Source organism: Hymenobacter defluvii, assembly GCF_017589435.1.
In the GTDB taxonomy this organism is placed as follows: Bacteria; Bacteroidota; Bacteroidia; order Cytophagales; family Hymenobacteraceae; genus Hymenobacter; species Hymenobacter profundi.
Window position 1 is genome coordinate 375,091 of sequence record NZ_JAGETX010000002.1, and the last position, 16,724, is coordinate 391,814.

Sequence of the window (16,724 nt, forward strand, 5' to 3'; positions counted from 1 at the left end):
GGGTTTTAACCCTGGGACACGGCAGGTTCTGCTGCCCTTCTATGCTCATTGATCTGCATCATCAACTCTTGGGCAGCAGCGCCAGCATCGGCCGCTTGCCAGATGGCCCGCGAGGAGTTGATGAGCACGCCCAAGCCGTCGGGGCGTAGGCCGGCGCGGAGGGTAGCGGCCAAGTCGCCGCCCTGGGCACCCACGCCGGGCACCAAAAACCATTGGGTAGGGCACAGCTCGCGTACACGTGCCATGGCTTCGGGTTGGGTAGCGCCTACCACCAGCCCTACTCCACCATTCTCCTCATCCAACTTGCCGCTGATGCGGGCGGCTTGGTCGCTGAGGACGCCACCGCTCGTGAGGGCCATGTCTTGCAGGGAGTGAGTAGGCTTATTGCTGGTTTTGGCCAGCACAAAGACCATTTTGCCCTCGCGCAGAAACGGTACGATGGCGTCGTCGCCCATGTAGGGGTTCACCGTTACGGCATCGGCGCCTACCACGTCGTAGGCGAAACGGGCGTAGTGGTCGGCGGTGTTGGAGATGTCGCCAAACTTACCGTCCAGAATCACCGGAATGTCCTGCGGAATCCGTTGGATGGTGTCGCGCAACAAGGCCACACCGTTTTCCCGGCTCAGAAAGAACGCCAGATTTGGTTTGAAGGCGGCAGCATACGCGGCGGTCTGATCGATAACTTCGGTCAGGCGGCCGACTACCTGCGCATCCTCCCCGGTAGGATCAAGACCCACGCACAGCAGCGAATCGACGCGCTGGATGCGGGAAAGCAGCTTGTTCATGGTCTTTTGAGTTGTTAGCAGCTACGTGATGTCGGATGCAAAGCTAACAGCTAATCGTTTGCTAGAAGCAAAAACGCCTAGCTTGCACCGGGCGCATTTTGTAGCAGCGCCTTGCATACGGTTGTTGCGCTGGATCTAATACGGATTCTATTTGCCTCGTGTGGGCACGAAAAAACCGCTTTGACTACTCACACAGAGGAAAGCAGGAACTACCGAAAAAAACAGAAGAAGGAACAAAGGGGGAAAAATACGCACCCGGCACTCTTCTTGATATATTCATAACATAGCCTACTACGTGCATGGCCTAATAGTGGCGTATGTTTGCGCTCCTGTTGCTACTTACCTGTTCTACTTCCTCTCTATGAAAAATGCGTTTCTTGGTTTTCTGCTAGGCAGTTTGCTGTTGCTATCCTTACCATCGCTGGCGCAGTCTGCTAGCCCGGTTGCCTACGGTGAGCAGGTACAGGTGTCGGGGGCTGGTCGCCGAGCACTGTATCAGCACGCGCTGGCCTGGAGCGAGAAAGGGTTTGCATATACCCCTAAGATGGATGTGAAGGCTGATGCCGCCGCGGGCACTCTCCGGTTGCGGGGTACGGGTAAGGTAAAAACGCTCGACAACAACAAGCCCATCGAAACAATGGTCCGCTTTGAGTTCGTGTTTCGCGCCACTGATAATGGCTACGATTACAATGTGGGTGCTTTCGAGGTAGTCCCGAACGAAAAACAGCCCGCTACCACCGTACCGCTGGTCGATTATGTGGCCCAATTAGCTGCCGACCGCACCAACAGCCGCACCAACAACGACCGGCGCGTGCGGGCGCAGGCTTCTTCACTGGCTAGCGAAGTCGCGCTGTCTTTCCGTTCCTACATGAATAGCCACGAAGGCGAAAGCGACGATACAGTAGGGTTGAACTAGCCTGAGGCTGCTCTTTAGGCCACCGATAACGCCCTTCATAACAACGCCACTCCTTTTGCAAGGAGTGGCGTTGTGCTTGTATATATAAGACCTGTTCCTGAATAATAAGAATCGAAAAAATGTCTGTCATGCTTCGACAAGCGGACGCCAGATGAAGCATGACGTTCTTTTTTACACGGATCCTAACGTAAGAACAAGTCTATATGGTATCAGATTAACGTCCTGCAATAATCAGACGCTGGCTGGTGAGGCGCTTACCAGCGGCGTTCAGTAGCACCACGTGGTAGAGGCCCTGGCCCAGGTTCTGAGTTGGGAGCAGGGTAGCACGATCTGTTACGGCCATAGCATTCACCTGTCGGCCTTGCGCGTCATACACTACCAGTTGCTGCCCCCCAGTACCTTCTTTTACAGATCCTACCAGCACACGCACCATCTCGGCTGCTCCGGCGGGGTTGGGGGCCAGCTGAAGCGACACAGCCAGTGTTTGCTCTTCAAACGTGGCCGCTACTACCGGCGAAAACGACTCGTTACCATTGGTGTCTACCTGTCGCAAGCGGTAGTATACCGTGCCGGTGCTCTGCTCGGCAGCCGTTGCATCTAGGTAGCGGTACTGTTGGGCGGTGGTTGTGGTGCCTGCGCCAGCTACCTGACCAATAGCTTGGAAAACGGCATCGGCGCCTTGCTGCACGGCTCGTTCCACGACAAACAGGCTATTATTTTGCTCCGAAGCCGTTTTCCAATGTAGTTCGCCTCCCTGGTTTGTGGCGCGCACCGTGAAGGCTGTCATCTCGACGGGTAGCGGGTTGGTAGGATTTACGAGGTTTTCGGGAAAGAAGCCCCGCAGCTCCTCGGCAAAAGCGTAATAGATGCGCGTATCCTGCACAGTGCCTACTGTGTTGGTAGTAGTTAGCTCTACCCAATCAAAATCCTGCGTGGCTACGAAAGACAGGGCTTGCCGACCTGTGCTGCCCCCCAGGATTGTGGCCTGCGCAAGGTTGGCTCCCGACACGCTCTCCACTGCTATCAGCGACGGCACCGCGCTGGTATTACTGCCTTTACCAGCAGTGGTCTGGCCTTCGCGATAAGTCGTGATGGTGAAATTGGATAAGACACCCGCGCTCAACAGGCCCCCTACTAGTCCTCCGTTGTCGGTGTAGTCGAAGACAAATCCGGTGCGGTTGCCTGCTTTACCTGCTTTCCCGCTTGCCACTTTGTTGGCACCGTTAAGCTTCACGGCCAATGCCAAGCCCTGATTCACATTTAAATTCACCAATGAGCCCTTGATCTGAGCATAAGTGGTAGTTAGGTTGCGCTTGGCAGCAAAGCTTGGGTCCTGAAACCCTGCGCAGCTACTGCCGATAACAGAAGCACAGGCACTAACTGTCACCAAACCACTGGCATTTGGTGTGAGGGTAGCCACTTGGAATTTATCGGTAGGATCTTCAAAGTCAGAAAAGACTGGGTCTGGGTCGCTGAAAGCTGCTTCTTCAATGCCAAAGCCATAGTACACGTTCAAGTTGTCCAGCACGTTTACTGCCCCATTCAGGCTGATCTGTACCTGGTTGAATGGCTTCGTCGTTTGGAAGCTCAGGAAATAGCGGTTGTCGGGCAGCACATTCACCCGCAGCAAGTTAGCTCCGGAAGCGCTTTCCTGTAGTGCATCATTTAGGTAGGTGCTTAGGCGCACGTTCTGCAACAGGTTTAGGTCAAGCAGGCCACCGTTGCCGATCACAAATCCGGCACGGTACCCGGTAGGGCCTACTGCGCTACGCAGCTTCACGCGCAGGGTAGCCGGGCAGTTCAGTACGCTCACGTTCAGCAGGTTTCTAAACGTCGCAAAGTCAGTCAGACTAGCGTTGGCGGCATTCTGCGGATTGTCAATGTTTGCATTCACATTCACGCACACCAAACCGTCGGCCCCGCGGGGTTTAGCACTGTACTCTTGTCCATCCACAGAGCTGAGGTTGTTCGACAATGCCCCTTTATATTGAATAGTAGAGTTTTGGTCGTCGAAGCCAAAGGCGTAGTAAAAGCGTATGCCGTAGCTCAGATTTACTACCCCCCCTGCTACCAGTTCTATTTTATTGAAGTCGCCGCTGGCAATGAAGCCAGCGCGGGTAGGGCGGTTGCTAAACAGGGGTAAGTTATTGCGCAAGGAGCTAGTCAAGCTCGACTCAACCCCAACCAACTCAGCAATCGGAATACGCTGCACGGGCGTTTCATTCAGATAGGTTTGCACATACACGGAGTTCAGCGCCGAAACATTCACCAGCGAGTTATCGCCACCGAGCACAACACCCGCCCGGTTACCCTTTTTAATGGTCTCGGCCATATCAACGCGCACCGAGGTAGATGCTGACTCTACTGCACCCGTTAGCCCTACTACAGACACTAAGCTTGTATTAAGTATAGTAGAAACGTCTGATTGCAAGATGCTTGTCTTCAACAGCGCGTAGCTGTTGAAGGATGCTACGCCTTCATCGGCTGCACTTCCTTCGTTCACAACATTTCCGGATGCTAGCGGAGTTGTTTGAGTGCTAAGGCCAACGAGACCTGCTACCCTAACCTGAGCCGTAACAGTGGCATTGCCTTTTATTACCTTTGCTGTGCCCGCTTTGGTGTAAATGACTCGTGTGATGGGACTCTGGGCTAATGCTGCGGTACATCCCAGCCATATCATCAGCAGAAGCGTCGCCTTACGGCGTAAAAAGGTTGGTAAGTAGAAGAAGCGTTTCATAATCAAGATTAGAAAAGTCCATAAACACGTTCATAAATCACAGTACAATTTCACTGCCTTTAAATTATATTTTTGTGTAAATATTTGATTTAAAGGATTATATAATTTTATGGTTTTTATCTAAATATCCCATAAAGAGAATAAAAATCCTATTATGAGAAAATTTGATTGAGTAGCTTTCCCTACTTATACTCGCACTGTCCACCCCCGTTTCTCTTTTTTTCTCTTTCCGAGCTACTGAAAACCCAGCTGAATGGGCTACACTCCATATAGAAGCTGTACATTACGTATAGTTTCTATGTGACGCATTGTTTACCACAGCTACTCCGCTACATTCCCCAATGATTGCATCCTCTACCCTTCGCATATTCGTTGTTGAAGACAACGCTTGGTATGGCGAACTACTTGAATATAAGCTCTCTCAGAATCCAGAATATATTGTACGACGCTTTACCACAGCGCAGTCCTGCCTGGATAATCTTAACGAGAAGCCTGACCTTATTACGCTAGACTATACCCTACCCGATGGCACCGGCGACGTAGTACTACGCCAGATAAAAGAGCGCCTGCCAGAAGTAGCCGTTATTATCATTTCGGGACAGGAGGATGTGCGAACAGCCGTTGGCCTGCTGCGCCAGGGTGCTTATGACTATCTTGTAAAAGATGAAGAAACAGCCGACCGGCTTTGGAACACCATTGGCAACGTAAATCAGCAACTGGCCCTACGCCGGGAAAACGAACGACTGCGGGAACAAATTGGACAGAAGTACGATCCACAACGTGCTATTTTGGGAAAGAGCCCCCAAATGCAGCAATTATTTTCCTTGGTTGAGAAGGCAGCCCGCACCAACATCACGGTTTCTCTGAGTGGGGAAACCGGCACGGGGAAAGAGCTGGTTGCGAAGGCCATTCACTTCCGGTCTGAGCGCCGCAACAATGCCTTTGTGGCCGTAAACGTGGCTGCTATTCCGCGTGAGCTTATTGAAAGTGAGCTGTTTGGCCATGAAAAAGGGTCTTTCACCGGAGCCGTTAGCCGGCGCATTGGACGATTCGAGGAAGCCCATCGGGGCACACTTTTTCTGGATGAAATTGCTGAGCTAGACCTAAACCTACAAGCCAAGCTTCTGCGCGTGCTACAGGAGCGGGAGGTGATGCGGGTAGGCGGCAGCGCTCCAATCCCTTTTGATGCCCGCCTGATGGTAGCCACGCACCGCGACCTGACAGAAGAGGTGAAGCAGGGCCGTTTTCGGGAAGACCTGTACTACCGCTTGCTGGGTCTACCCATTCTGCTCCCCCCGCTGCGCGACCGGGGCCAGGATGTGCTGCTATTGGCTCAGTCGTTCTTACAAACCTTCTGCTCCCAAAACAACATGGCCGATTGTCGCCTGTCGCCGGATGCCCAGCAGAAACTGCTGCGCTACCCCTTCCCCGGCAACGTGCGCGAACTGAAAGCAGTGGTAGAGCTAGCCGCCGTATTGGCCGACGGCGACACCATTCAGCCGCAAGATTTGTCGTTGCGGCACGCCAGCACCACCCAGGAAATCAACACGCCAGATGGTGATGAGTCGCTACGAACGCAGACGGCAGCCATTGTGCAGCGCTACCTCGACAACCACAACGGAAACATATTGCAGGTGGCGGCGAAACTACAAATTGGCAAGTCCACTATCTATCGTATGATACAGAACAACGAAATCCGGGTCAGCTAACGACTGGTTTTCTTGTTTTACTTATTTCTATACAACTTGTTTTATGAGTTCTATCGCGTATCGCCACCTGCAACGACGTTTGCGGCAGATGACGCGGGCTCAGATGGCTACCACCGCCGAGCTGCGGGACCTGCGTGCGCAACTGGCCCAGCAAGGGCTTGCGGCCGCCAGCCAGATGAGCACCCTCCTGCAAACGATGAGTACGGCTATACTGGCCGAAAACCAGGGTAGGCAGGTGGCGCTGGTGAACCAGCGTTTCTGCGATATGGTAGGGCTTACGCAGCCACCCGAAACTTATTTGGGCTATACCCACGCCCAAATGCGTCGGGTATTGGCCCTTTGCTTCCGGGAGCCCGCCTTGGTATCAGAAACCATTGAGCAGGCCATTGCCGAGCAGAACCGCATAAGCGGGCAGCTGCTACGGCTACGCAACGGCCGAATCTTGCAGCAGGAATACCTGCCGGTGTTGCAGGATGGCAAAACGATGCTGCACCTGTGGAGCCTAGAGGACGTGACGGAGCGCGAGCAGGCGCAGGAAAAAATCCGGCAATACTCGCTGCTTTCAGAGCATAGCCCCAATCCCTTCATCCGGTTCGACCGCGTGGGTAGGGCGCAGTATGCCAACCCAGCCGCTGAGCCGCTGTTGCAAGTGTTGGAGAAGCCAATAGAAGCGGAAACCCGCGACTTTGTCCGCAGCGAAATAGAGCAGGCCCTGCAACAGCATCAGATTCGAACCACGGAGCGGCGCCTGGGTGGCCATTTCTACCACTGGCAGATAGTGCCTTTTCCGGAGGAGCAGTCGGCTATTATTTATCTAACGGACATCACCGACCGGCGACGAGCCGAGGCAGAATTACTGCACAGCCAGCTGTTTGTATCGCGCATCAACGATACAGTGCCTAGCATGGTGTTTCTCTTCGACCTCACGCAGAACAACCTCACGTACTCTAACCGGCAAACAGAGCTGCTACTAGGCTACACAGAGACAGAGTTGAAGGCGATGGGGCCAGCCATCGTTCATCACCTGATGGCTCCCGAAACCATAGAAGAAATCATTAGCCACTGGCCTGAAGGGGGGCAGCTTCCAACGCAGCAGCCACTGGTATTTGAGTACCCCATACGTCGCCGCGACGGCGAGTGGCGCTGGCTGCGACTACAGTTGGCTGCGTTTACCCGGCAGCCTAATGGTGAGCCCATTCAGCTTATTGGCAGCGCGCAAGACGTTACCGTTACCCGGCAAATACAGGAGGAGTTGCGCCAGAGTCGCCTGCTCATGGACCGTATCACCAGCTTGGCACCCAACCTGATTTATACGTTTGACGTACAGCAAACCTCATTCGTCTACGTCAACCATTATTCCATTACGGCGCTAGGCTATACACCGGATGAGCTATTGACCTTCGGCACTGCTTCTCCGCAACACCTGATTGTGCCCAGCGAGCTTGCCAAGCTCCAGCAACACAACATACAAGTACAACAGGCGGAAGATGGCGAGGTATATTCCCTTGAGTTGGCTTTTCTGCATCGGGATGGTTCTACCCGGTGGTTTCGGTGTAGCCACACGCCGTTTGAGCGCGACGAGGAAGGCCGCTTACGCCTGATGCTAGGCACGGCTGAGGACATTACCCAGTGGAAAATTGCAGACGAGCAGCGGCGCCTTGCCAACTATCGGCTGGCCGAGCAGAACCGCTTGTTCCGGCAAGTAATTGATACCATCACGCCCCTCATCTACCTGAAAAACGAGGCCGGCAACTACACCCTGGCCAACCAGGCTACGGCGCAACTCTACGGCTCTAGCACCACGGAGATTGTGCGCACGCCCTACCAGCTCCTCCACGCCGACCCGGCCGACTTGCAACGGGACCATGAGTACGACCAAACCGTACTGCGCACGGAGCAAACCGTTGACTACGAGGACACCTTCACGAATCCTGATGGCTCTATCCGGTGGCTGCACGTTGTAAAGCAGCCTTTTATGCTAGCTGATGGCATGTTGCAGGTATTGGGTGTAAGCACCGATATCACCGATATAAAGCGTGCGCAGCAGGAGTTGCGCGAATCCAAAGAAGCCGCCGAGGCGACGGCGCGCACCAAGCAAGAGTTTCTGGCCAATATGAGCCACGAAATTCGTACGCCCATGAACGGGATTCTGGGTATTGCCAACCTGCTGGCCAAAACCCCGCTCGACGAGCAGCAGAACCAGTACCTGGGCCATATCCGGCACTCGGCTGAAGCGTTGCTGGTAGTTATCAACGACATTTTGGCCATGGCCCAACTCGACGCCGGCAAACTACAACTGGAGTCGGTTTCGTTTGACCTGCGCGATGTGCTGTACGCCAGCCAGCAAATGGTGCAGCCCCGCGCCGCCGAAAAAGGCGTGTCGCTGGAGCTGGAGCTGCCCCCCGAAACCACGCCTACCTTCGTCACGGGCGACCCCTACCGCCTGCGGCAAGTACTGCTCAATCTACTTAGCAATGCCGTGAAATTCACGGAGCACGGGCGGGTACTGCTGGCCTGCCGCCGCCTGAGTGCCGCTCATGAGAAGCCCCGCTTTCAGTTTTCGGTGCTCGATACGGGTATCGGCATTCCGGCCGAGCAGCTGGAGCACATGTTTGAGCCTTTCACGCAGGCATCTTCGTCGACGGCCCGCGAGTACGGCGGCTCGGGCCTGGGGCTGAGTATTTCGCGCGGGCTGGTGGAGCTGTTGGGCGGCCAGCTTTCAGCTGAAAGCACAGTAGGCGAAGGTAGTTCCTTCCTGTTCACCCTACCTTTCCAGCCAGCTGAAGAGGCTACTCCTACTACCGCTGCGGAACCCGCGCCCCGCTACCATACCCTAGGCAAGCGCCGTGTGCTACTGGCCGAAGACAACGCTGTCAACCAGTTTTTGGTGGAAACGCTGCTGAGCACTTGGGGTATGCACGTCGATACGGCCTCTTCTGGTTCGGAGGCACTCACGCTATTCTGGCAAAACTCCTACGACGTGGTGCTCATGGATATTCAGATGCCGGGCATGGACGGCGTGGAGGCCACCCGACAGTTGCGGCGCCACCCCGATGCGCAGCGGGCAGCTACCCCCGTTGTGGCCCTCACGGCCCACGCCCTGCGCGACGAAGCCGAACGTTACCGCTCGGCCGGCCTCGATGCCTACCTCTCGAAGCCCTTCCGCGAGGAGGATCTGTTCCGTACGGTTTCGGCGGTGCTGCAAAAACAGCCTGTGCCAATGATAGAAGCAGCAGAACCCCTACCCGACAGCGCCCCACTCTACGACCTGAGCGGTATTCGCCGGCTGGCCCACGGCAACGAGGGCTTCGTGAAGCGACTGGTACATCTGTTTATCCGTACTACTCCGCCGTGCGTGCGCGAAATGGAGGAACACTTGGAGGCAAACGATTGGAAATTGTTGGGCTCTACGGCGCATCACCTCAAAAGCTCGCTCGATGGCATGCACATCCGGCCGCTTCATACCGTCATTCGCCAGCTGGAAGCCTGCCAGCAAGCGCCTCCCGACGTGCCTACTGCCACGCAGCAGGTGCAGCAGGTGCGGCAGATAACGGAACTGGTTATTGCCCAGCTAGAGCAAGAGTTCGGCGCTGAGTAGCGGCCGAAAGAGCTTTATTTTTAAAAGCACATAATTATACCACAACTCAAAAACGTTTTTTAGGGTTGAAGTACTAGAAAGCTGTTTATCTTACAGCACTACCCAATTGCTGGTAGCAGTTGGTTTTCTTTTCCTTTAATTCTCTTTTTATGTCTTGGTTAATTCTCTTGGGTCTGATTGTCGCAACTGCTGTACTCGCCCTTAGCACCGTAAATAATCTGAAAGAAATGATGCAGCCGGAAACTGTACCGGCCCGTCAGTAATTTTCGGACTCCGAAAAAACAACGGGGGCTTCCTATCTAGGAGGCCCCCGTTGTTTTTTGTCGGATTTATAATCTACTGCCGTCTGCCGCTGCGAAAAAGAATTACACATTCTCAGCGCAACTACTGATAATTGCTTAGCGAATTACTAGTTTGCGCATTTCGCTTACGTTGTCGCCCTCCAACTTAATATAGTAGAGGCCGCTGGATATCTTGCTCAAATCCAAGGTTTTGGTGGCACGGTCGCTTAGCTCTGTGAGCAGTTCACGGTACACCACCGACCCAATAACGTTCAGCACCCGCAACTCTACCCGTCGGTTTTCAAAACCATTGATGGTAAGGTGCACAATGCCTGTGCTGGGATTGGGATAAACCAACACCGATTTTTCATCGGCCAGGGTAGCCTTGGGAAAACCCACACGTGTGTTTGCTGACTGAGCAGCTGCGCGAGTGGGTACGGCACTACCAATAAGGCTAGCGCTGCCCATTAGTAGTATAAAGAGCAAATAATGTAATCGTTTCATCATAGACGGAAAATAGAATGGACGTATTATCAGCCAGTCTGTGGTTCTTAACGGCTGGTATTTTATTAGGTTTACAAAGATATATAGACAATTTTGGCAATTGTAGCAAAATATAATTTATCTACGAAATTAACCTTAGTTACTACTTCCCTTCCAACACGTTAGCCCACAAAAAAATTTGGACGTTCTCATTATCGGCGGTGGCTTAGCAGGTCTGGCGGCGTCTCTCGACCTACGGCAGCGCGGCTATAGGGTGATGCTGGTGGAGCGCAAACGCTACCCTTTTCATAAGGTGTGCGGCGAGTACGTCTCCCAAGAAGTGGTGCCCTACCTACATCGGCTGGGAGCATCACCCGAGCCTTTGGGGCCTGCCACTATTACCCGCTTACAGGTGAGCGCGCCAGGCGGCGCACTGCTTTCGGCCCCGCTTGCGCTGGGCGGGTTTGGGATAAGTCGCTACCGGCTCGATCATTACTTGGCAGAGCTGGCGCAGGCGCGCGGCGTGGCGGTGGAACAAGGGGCAACCGTCACCACCGTGACCTACGACCTCGCAGCCGACCAACACCACGCTACCCTGGCTGACGGCCGCGTATTAACGGCCCGCCTAGTGCTGGGCACCTACGGCAAGCGCGCCAACCTGGACCGCCAACTGCAACGTCCCTTCTTTCAGCAACGCTCGCCCTACCTGGGCGTGAAGTACCACCTGCGCCTACCCGGCCACCCCCGCGACCTGATTTCCCTGCACAACTTCGCCGATGGCTACGCGGGGTTTTCGGCTATTGAGGAAGACAAGCTGTGCTTCTGCTACCTTACTACCCGCCGCAACCTGAAGGCCCACGGCACTATTGCCGGGCTGGAAGCACAGGTACTCATGCGCAACCCGCACCTGCGCGCCATTCTCACCAGCGCCGAGCAGCTTTACCCGCAGCCCGAAGTCATCAACGAAATTTCCTTTGCACCCAAATCCTGCGTGGAAGACCACGTGCTCCTGTGCGGCGACGCTGCTGGCCTGATTACGCCGCTGTGCGGCAACGGCATGGCGATGGCACTACACGGCGCCTACCTCGCGGCTGGGCACGCTCACCGTTTTTTGCAGGGCCATATACATCGGGCCGCGTTAGAAGCAGCATACACCCACAGTTGGCAACAGCAATTTGGCGCCCGCCTGCGGGTAGGGCGGTTGGTGCAACGGCTGTTTGGGCAGCCCCGCCTTAGCGACTGGGTGATAGGTGGGCTGCGTCACTGGCCCGGCGCCGTGCAGGCGCTGGTGGCGCGCACGCACGGGCAGCCCTTCTGAACATGATTATGCTACCCTCGCGCTGCCACCCAATAAATTGCGTATACTGTCAGCAATGACCAGCTACCTGTGTGCTATTGGCACGGCCAATCCTCCCCACCGCATTCCTCAATCTCAGATTGCCCGTTTCATGGCCGATGCTTTATCGTTTGATGAAGCAGAAACCCGCCGCCTAGGGGCCCTGTACCGGGCCTCTGGCATTGGGCAGCGCTATTCCGTGCTACCCGACTATGCCGAGGAAAACGGCAACTTCACGTTCTTTCCCAACACCCCGCAGCTAGAGCCATTCCCTAGGGTAGGGCCGCGCATGGAACAGTACCGCGCCCACGCGCTGCCGCTGGCCGTGGCCGCCGTGCAGTCCTGCCTTACGCAACTGCAGGATGCCTCCCTACCCCACAGCATCACGCACTTGGTAACGGTGAGTTGCACGGGCATGTATGCACCGGGGCTTGATATTGAACTGGTAGAAGCCCTAGGACTGAGCCCCCATGTACAGCGCACATGCGTCAATTTTATGGGATGCTACGCCGCATTCAATGGCCTGAAGCTGGCCGACGCCTTTTGTCGGGCCGATGCGCAAGCCCGCGTGTTGGTGGTGTGCGCCGAGCTGTGCACCCTGCACTTTCAGAAGCGCCGCGACGACGATGATTTGGTATCCAATGCCTTGTTTGGTGATGGCGCAGCGGCAGCCTTAGTGCAAGCCCAGCCGGCCGCCCACGGACCCAGCCTATCGCTGCAAGCCTTCCACTGCGACCTAGTGCCCGACGGCCGCGCCGATATGGCGTGGCACATCAACGATTTTGGCTTCGAGATGACACTTTCGTCCTACGTGCCAGGCCTGATCAAGCAGGGCATTCAGCATTTGGCTGATGGACTGCTGGCTCGCTTGCCGGTCCGCATGAGCGACATCAAGCTATTCGCGATTCATCCGGGTGGGCGGCGCATTCTGGAGGCCATCGAGCAGGCCTTGGGGCTCACGCATCACGACAACCGCTTTGCCTACCAAGTACTGCGCGACTACGGCAATATGTCGTCGGCCACGGTGCTGTTCGTTTTGGCTGAATTGATGCGGGACCTCACACCTGCCCAGGACGGCGCGCCTGTGCTTAGCTTCGCTTTCGGTCCCGGTCTTACGCTGGAAGCGCTGTTAATGGAGGTGAAATGGTGAGTTTGTGAATAAAATACGTCTGTCATCCTGAACGCAGTGAAGGACCTTCTCACGTGAGGACGAGTCGTTGTTATGCCTATTGTTCTTACGTGAAAAGGTCCTTCACTGCGTTCAGGATGACAGACGTATTTTATTCACAAACTCACCATTTCACCACTCACCATCTCCCACATGCCTGACTTGAGCCGCCGGTCTACGCAGCCGGAGCTGATGGATGATTTAACGTTGGCATCCGACGCGCTACGGCAGAACCTCGACGAGCTGGAAACCATCAATACGTGGCTGGGCGGCTACCGCCCGGTGCTGACGGCCCTGGCCGTCCTGCGTCCGCACTGGCCGCCCAACCACCCGCTCCGCCTAGCCGACCTGGGCAGCGGCGGCGGCGACACGCTCCGGCATGTTGCCCGCTGGGCGCGGCGGCAGGCCCTACCCGTTGAGTTGGTTGGCATTGACGCCAATGCTTTCATGCTGCAATACGCCGCCGACAAAGCCCGCGCCTACCCCGAAATCAGCTTTCAGCAGCAGGATATATTCTCCAACGAATTCCAGCGCCAGCCATTCGACGTGCTCACGTGCAGCCTGTTCTGCCATCATTTTACCGATGCGGAGCTGGTGCCGCTGCTGCGCCAATGGCACCAGCAGGCCCGTGTAGCCGTGGTTATCAACGATTTGCATCGTCACCCACTGGCTTACTACAGCATCCATTGGTTAACGCGTCTGCTGGGCGGCTCCTACCTCGTGCGGCACGATGCTCCGCTATCGGTGGCACGCGCCTTCACCCGCCAGGACTGGCAACGCCTGTTGGCCGCCGCCGGTATTCAGCACTACTCGTTGCGCTGGTGCTGGGCCTTTCGCTGGCAAGTGGTGCTGTATGGTGAAATGGTGAGTAGTGAAATGGTGAAGTTGTGAATGCAAAAGCGTCTGTCATCCTGAGCTTGCGAAGGACCTTATCAGGCGTGAACGAGTCGTTGTTAAGATGTTCGTTATCAGGCGACAATCCCCTTCACAAGCTCAGAATGACAGACGCTTTTGCATTCACAACTTCACCATTTCACTACTCACCATTTCACAACTACCCCCATATCTCCGCGGCGGTGCGGAAGGTGTTGACGTGGGCGTCGAGGATGTCGGCGAGGCGGGGAGAGTAGCCGCCGCCCATGCACACCACCACGGGTAGGCGGTGCTGGTGGCAGAGGCGCAATACCAGTTGGTCGCGCTGACGGCAGCCTTCGCGGGTGAGGCTGAGGTAGCCCAGCTTATCAGTAGCCAGCACATCGACGCCAGCCTGGTAGAACACGAAATCCGGCTGTACCTCGTCGAGCAGGCGGGGTAGGGTATCGGCTAGCAGCTTGAGATACCCGGCGTCGGTGGTGCCGTCGGGGAGGGGCAGGTCCAGGTCAGAGTGCTCTTTGCGGCCGGGGTAGTTGCGGGCGCCGTGCACCGAGAACGTGAACACACGCGACTCGTGCTCGAAAATACGGGCCGTGCCGTTGCCCTGGTGCACGTCGAGGTCCACAATCAGCACCTTATCTATGCCGAGTTCTGGCTGAGCTAGGAGGTAGGCGGCGCCCGCTGCCTGGTCATTGAATAGGCAGAACCCTTCGCCTCGATCGGCAAACGCGTGGTGAGTGCCGCCGGCAATGTTGAGTGCTACTCCCATCTGCAAGGCGCGGCGCGCGGCCTCCAAGGTGCCTTCCAGAATGGTTATTTCCCGCGTTATCAACTGCGGGCTCCACGGAAAACCTGTGGCCCGCTCTTCCTGCCGCGTAAGCTGGCCCGTCGTAACGCGGTGATAGTAGTCGGCGGTGTGCACGCGCAGAATATCCGCGGCGGCGGCCGGCGCGGGCGCAAACAGGTCGGCTTCGGTGATGATGCCTTCGCGTAGCAGTTGCGCGGGCAGCAACTCATACTTGAGCATGGGAAACCGGTGGTTTTCGGGCAGCGGGTGGGCGTAGCAGGGTACCCAGGCAACAGGCAGCATAGGGTAGGGATGGGGGCAGCCGGCGCACAAAGAAGCCCGGCCGGTAGGTCGGGCTTTTTGGGTGACTCAGGTACTGCATCGTTGGCAAAACCGTCGGCAGATTCCAAATCGGCCTCACTCACGATGTTTTGCAGACTTACGTGAGGCGTACTGGGCTCGAACCAGTGACCTCTACCCTGTCAAGGTAGCGCTCTGAACCAACTGAGCTAACGCCCCGCAAGCCCGCTGGCGGCGGCCGGGATTAGCAGCTAAGATACGACGCAGCGCCGTAGCAGCAAGTATTTTCACTGGTATTTTTTACGCCAACTATCCTGCCTACGCAACTTTCTGTCCACGGCGAAGTATAGCCGCTTACGGATGTTATGCGAGCCGCGCACTTGCAGTTGCTCGTTTTTTACTTTTTACTCCGCTTGATTTCCTTCTACTTATGAAAAAGATTACGCTTCTGCTTGTAGCTTTTGCTGCCTCCTTCTCTTTGGCCCATGCCCAGGTGCGGCCCGGTGGTGCCATGTCCTCTACAGATTATTTTCGTTCTAGCTCCGACTCGCGCAACAACGGTTTTGGGGTGAAAGGCGGCTTCAACCTCACCAACGTGCACGGCGACGACAAGGGTGGCATTCCCGCCCGCGAAAACCTGAACACGTTCCATGCTGGTGTGTATGCACAGTTTGGCCTCAGCAGCAAAGTGGCCATCCAGCCCGAGCTGCTGTATTCGCGCCAAGGCTACCGCTACGATCAAACCCAGGGCGGCACAACGGAGCAGCGCGTAAACCGCCTCGACTACCTGAAGGTGCCCGTATTACTCACGTACAACTTCCTCGATAACGTGAGCGTGCACGTAGGCCCGCAGGTTGCCTTGCTCACGAAAGTGAAAAACGCCGGCGTCGACCAGAGCATTGATGACTACGGCTACCACTCCCTCGACTACGGCGTAGTAGGCGGTATAGAATTCCGCGTTGGGCCCGCACGCATAGGTGGCCGCTACGACCTGGGCCTAGCCAAAATCCGCAAAGACGGCTATGCTACTACGGGCACGGCTGGGCAAATTAACGTGCCCAGTGGCGACGTACGCAACCAAGCTTTCCAAGTGTATCTGGGCTTGGGCATTTCCAACTAGCTTCACCATCAGCTTCAACAAAAAGGAAGGCGCCAGGCGTCTTCCTTTTTTGTTGAAGCACTTTTCAGTTTCGCATGGCTTCTACCCTACTCCTGGCTACGGCAGCCCTACCCGCCATCAACCAAGCCCGCGAGCTAGTGGCCGAGCGAGCCATGGCCGTGTTGGGCGGATGGGCCTTGCTGAACCTGTTGGTGAGCGGCTACTTTATAGCCCGCACCGACGCACGCACCATGCCGCATCATTTTCACTTGATGAATGTGGGCTGGAACGTGGTGAACCTGCTGCTAGCTGTGGTAGGGCTACTGCGCGCTAACCCGTATGGCGTGGGTAATCTTACCCTAGCCGATAGCCTAACGGCGCAGTTCAACTTCGAGAAGCTGCTGGTGCTCAACCTGGGCCTCGATGTGGCCTACCTCTGCATCGGCAGCTGGCTGCAGGCCCGCGCCGCCACCGACTCCAAGCCGGTCCGGCTGCTGGGGTTTGGCCGGTCGTTGTGGCTACAGGGTGGTTTTTTGCTGCTGTTTGATAGTGGGCTTTATCTGCTATACCATCGTTTTGCGGCGCAGCTTCTACAACTAGTAGGGTAAGCAGATAGAAGCACAAAGCCCCGGCTGCTGAGCAGCCGGGGCTT

The 16,724-nt window shown here is 55.9% G+C and carries 12 protein-coding genes and 1 tRNA gene; 8 read left to right on the plus strand and 5 right to left on the minus strand.

Annotated features, from left to right (window positions below; all coding sequences use genetic code 11):
• Positions 1 to 5: 5 nt before the first annotated feature.
• Complete coding sequence (gene pyrF / locus J4D97_RS05700) at positions 6 to 785, minus strand: orotidine-5'-phosphate decarboxylase (RefSeq protein ID WP_208306742.1); 780 nt, start codon at positions 783 to 785, stop codon at positions 6 to 8.
• 361 nt (positions 786 to 1,146) lie between these two features.
• On the opposite strand from pyrF, the gene J4D97_RS05705 reads away from it, so the two are divergent.
• Positions 1,147 to 1,701, plus strand: a complete 555-nt coding sequence (locus J4D97_RS05705; RefSeq protein ID WP_208306743.1) for a DUF4468 domain-containing protein — start codon at positions 1,147 to 1,149, stop codon at positions 1,699 to 1,701.
• 214 nt (positions 1,702 to 1,915) lie between these two features.
• Here J4D97_RS05705 and J4D97_RS05710 read toward each other — a convergent pair whose 3' ends face one another.
• A complete protein-coding gene (locus J4D97_RS05710; RefSeq protein ID WP_208306744.1) occupies positions 1,916 to 4,033 on the minus strand; it encodes a T9SS type A sorting domain-containing protein in 2,118 nt (705 codons plus the stop codon).
• A gap of 746 nt (positions 4,034 to 4,779) precedes the next feature.
• Between J4D97_RS05710 and J4D97_RS05715 the strand changes: the two genes are divergently transcribed.
• Together J4D97_RS05715 and J4D97_RS05720 are read left to right on the plus strand one after the other, a co-directional pair.
• Positions 4,780 to 6,147 carry a sigma-54-dependent transcriptional regulator gene (locus J4D97_RS05715; RefSeq protein ID WP_208306745.1) on the plus strand — a complete coding sequence of 456 codons (1,368 nt, stop codon included), beginning with the start codon at positions 4,780 to 4,782 and terminating at the stop codon, positions 6,145 to 6,147.
• A 43-nt stretch (positions 6,148 to 6,190) separates the two neighbouring features.
• Positions 6,191 to 9,745, plus strand: a complete 3,555-nt coding sequence (locus tag J4D97_RS05720; RefSeq protein WP_208306746.1) for a PAS domain-containing hybrid sensor histidine kinase/response regulator — start codon at positions 6,191 to 6,193, stop codon at positions 9,743 to 9,745.
• 398 nt (positions 9,746 to 10,143) lie between these two features.
• On the opposite strand, the gene J4D97_RS05725 is transcribed toward J4D97_RS05720, so the two are convergent.
• Positions 10,144 to 10,533: a T9SS type A sorting domain-containing protein gene (locus tag J4D97_RS05725; RefSeq protein ID WP_208306747.1), complete on the minus strand. Its 390-nt coding sequence runs from the start codon at positions 10,531 to 10,533 to the stop codon at positions 10,144 to 10,146.
• A 175-nt stretch (positions 10,534 to 10,708) separates the two neighbouring features.
• Here J4D97_RS05725 and J4D97_RS05730 point away from each other — a divergent pair, with 175 nt between their 5' ends.
• The 3 genes from J4D97_RS05730 to J4D97_RS05740 all read left to right on the plus strand — a co-directional run bounded on the left by J4D97_RS05730 (position 10,709) and on the right by J4D97_RS05740 (position 13,904).
• A complete protein-coding gene (locus J4D97_RS05730; RefSeq protein WP_208306748.1) occupies positions 10,709 to 11,827 on the plus strand; it encodes an NAD(P)/FAD-dependent oxidoreductase in 1,119 nt (372 codons plus the stop codon).
• Positions 11,828 to 11,882: 55 nt separating this feature from the next.
• Positions 11,883 to 12,995: a type III polyketide synthase gene (locus J4D97_RS05735; RefSeq protein WP_208306749.1), complete on the plus strand. Its 1,113-nt coding sequence runs from the start codon at positions 11,883 to 11,885 to the stop codon at positions 12,993 to 12,995.
• Between the two features lie 171 nt (positions 12,996 to 13,166).
• Positions 13,167 to 13,904, plus strand: a complete 738-nt coding sequence (locus J4D97_RS05740; protein ID WP_208306750.1) for a methyltransferase domain-containing protein — start codon at positions 13,167 to 13,169, stop codon at positions 13,902 to 13,904.
• Between the two features lie 163 nt (positions 13,905 to 14,067).
• Here J4D97_RS05740 and J4D97_RS05745 read toward each other — a convergent pair whose 3' ends face one another.
• Both J4D97_RS05745 and J4D97_RS05750 read right to left on the minus strand, forming a co-directional pair.
• A complete protein-coding gene (locus tag J4D97_RS05745) occupies positions 14,068 to 14,976 on the minus strand; it encodes a histone deacetylase family protein (protein WP_208306751.1) in 909 nt (302 codons plus the stop codon).
• Positions 14,977 to 15,117: 141 nt separating this feature from the next.
• Positions 15,118 to 15,192 (minus strand) — tRNA-Val (locus tag J4D97_RS05750).
• Between the two features lie 211 nt (positions 15,193 to 15,403).
• Between J4D97_RS05750 and J4D97_RS05755 the strand changes: the two genes are divergently transcribed.
• Positions 15,404 to 16,093 (plus strand): porin family protein, encoded by a 690-nt coding sequence (locus J4D97_RS05755; RefSeq protein WP_185281688.1) that lies wholly within the window; start codon positions 15,404 to 15,406, stop codon positions 16,091 to 16,093.
• Positions 16,094 to 16,167: 74 nt separating this feature from the next.
• The gene (locus tag J4D97_RS05760) at positions 16,168 to 16,680 is read left to right on the plus strand and encodes a DUF6992 family protein (protein WP_208306752.1); all 513 of its coding nucleotides are present in this window, start codon (positions 16,168 to 16,170) and stop codon (positions 16,678 to 16,680) included.
• Positions 16,681 to 16,724 lie beyond the last annotated feature (44 nt).